Here is a 1,937-nt window from a genome sequence, read left to right on the forward strand (position 1 = left end):
ACTGAAAACATTGCCTTTCTAAGCAGCTCTTTTGGTGAACTTCCGTGTTCTGGAAAAAAGACCGCTCCGAAATCAAACTCTAAATTTATATCTTTATCTCCAATACTTATATTGGATTTCAATTTTGAAGCCAGCTCCGTCAAAGATCTGTTCATAAAAATTTTATCATTTGGTAATTTTATTATAGCGATGAATATATCCCTTGAAAGATGAGCTATATTACCCTCTGTTCCTACAGAAGATCTTAGCTTCCCCACAATCTCCTGATAAATAAGGTTTAAAAATTCTTCGTTATATTTCATCTGCAGATTATCAAATTTCTTTAATTTTATGTATAGAATTCCGAATTCATTTTCTTTTTTTATCTCTTCATTTATAAAGTTGTAAAACATAAATTCATTGGGAAGATTTGTCTTTGAATTATGAGTCAGGAGATACTCGATCTCTGCATCTTTCTCCTTTTCTGTGGAAAGATCTTTTATCACTGATACAAAATAATCTGTATTTTTATTTTTAGGATTTATTATGTTATTAATGGTAAGAAACGCAGGATATTTGGAATTGTCTTTTTTTCTGAGCCACAACTCCCCTTTCCAATCTCGTCCTTCAAGTAGCTGTTTTTTTATCTCCTTATATAGTTTCGGGTGGGTCTCGCTGTAATTAAATATTTTTGTATTTGAATTTAAGACTTCCTCCCTGGAATACCCGGACAGTTTGGTAAATCCGTCATTCATATCCACTATATTTCTCTTAGCGTCAGTTATGATTACAGCCTCATCCACATAACCTAAAATCAGTCTGGCCAAATAAAGCTGGGCACTCTCTTTCTTTTTGAGATGAAGGATTGTCACTATTATGGAGCTAATAAAAAATACTCCGAAAAGAGTGTAAAATTTTATATTCTTTTTAAACAAGAGTTGTTCCGGAAACATTTTGGGAATATTTTTTTCTTTCACAGAGGTTATGACATTCCAGTAGTAATCCTTATCTTCAAAATAAACAGAATCTCTAAAACTAGGCATCATTTTTTTAAAATAAAAAGTTTCATCTTTTAATTTAACTGCTTCTTCAGAATTTTTTACAATCTCATCCCATAATTCCGGGATCTCTTCTTTAACTGTATAGTCTAAGGATTTCTCTCCAAACATAAAACCAAAGTTTTTATCAGGATCTTTATTAGAAAGATAATATCCGTTGTTATCCGTGAGGGATAGCTCTATCAGATTCCTGTTGTCTTTAAGATAATCTTTGAAAGAATTTATAAACTTTTGACCGTCATAGTTTATTACCATAACCCCCATGAGATTTCCGCTCTTATCTTTCACAGGCTTCGAAAACCTGATAACCGGAACATAGGGCTCGACTATTTTATCAAATTCAATATTCAAATCCAGATTTGATATGTAGATACCATCCTTTTTAGCTTTTACACAGTTTGCAAAATAAGGTCTGTCTTTTTTCTGCTGGAGGTTTTTATCAGGAACAATCACTACTTCATTATTTATCCTGTCGACTCTTACGACTTCCTTACCCTCTATATTTAGAAATCTAAGCTGGAGATAGTCTTTCTTATTTTTCATATAACGGTTAAAAAGTCCCAAGGCTTCCATCCTGTTTTTAGGGCTCTGATCCTGCATAAAATCTTCAAACTCATTTGCATTCTCTATGATAAACACATCTTGAAAAACCTCCTGAAAAAGTGACTGGATGGTCTTTTCAAAAATCTCAGTTTTATTTGAAATTTCAGTCAATATACTGTTTTTAGCCTTTTTCACCTCATATTTGTAGGCGCTGTCAATAATAAAATTAACTATTAAAAGTATCGGCAAAACAATCATTGATATTTTAATTAAGATTTCAGTTATAGTTTTTTTTACATTAATATTGTTTCTTTTCACTAATTCCTCCTGTCGAACCAAGATGAGCATTTTTTATTC

The 1,937-nt window shown here is 31.8% G+C and carries 1 protein-coding gene; it reads right to left on the reverse strand.

Translation table 11 applies throughout. The features are described 5' to 3' along the window. The coding region (locus ABZA26_RS13960) for a PAS domain-containing protein (RefSeq protein WP_372715103.1) at nt 1–1,898 on the reverse strand (1,898 nt) is incomplete at its 3' end. Nucleotides 1,899–1,937: the final 39 nt, after the last annotated feature.

The organism is Ilyobacter sp., from assembly GCF_041583315.1.
Taxonomy (GTDB): domain Bacteria; phylum Fusobacteriota; class Fusobacteriia; order Fusobacteriales; family Fusobacteriaceae; genus Ilyobacter.